The 281-nt window shown below is 66.9% G+C and carries 1 protein-coding gene; it reads left to right on the top strand.

Going from position 1 to position 281, the window contains the following annotated elements:
* The coding region (gene ribH / locus L5876_RS14640; RefSeq protein WP_236957097.1) for a 6,7-dimethyl-8-ribityllumazine synthase at positions 1-281 on the top strand (281 nt) is incomplete at both ends.

The raw sequence follows: 281 nt of genomic DNA on the forward strand, positions 1-281 counted from the left end.
CACTGCGCTGGCCCTGGCGGAGAAGGGTGGGCACGATGCGATCGTGTGCCTCGGCTGCGTCATCCGGGGCGAGACCTATCACTTCGAGATTGTTGCCGGCCAGGCGGCGGCCGGGATCAGGCAGGGCCAGCTGGACACCGGCGTGCCGATCACGTTCGGAGTGCTGACGACCGAGGACAAGGAGCAAGCCTTCGCCCGGTCAGGCCCCAAGAACAACAAGGGCGCCGACGCCGCCGAGGCGGCGATCGAGATGGCGAACCTACTGAAGTCGATCCAGGGTT

Origin of the sequence: Hyphobacterium sp. SN044, from assembly GCF_021864465.1 — a bacterium.
Taxonomy (GTDB): domain Bacteria; phylum Pseudomonadota; class Alphaproteobacteria; order Caulobacterales; family Maricaulaceae; genus Hyphobacterium.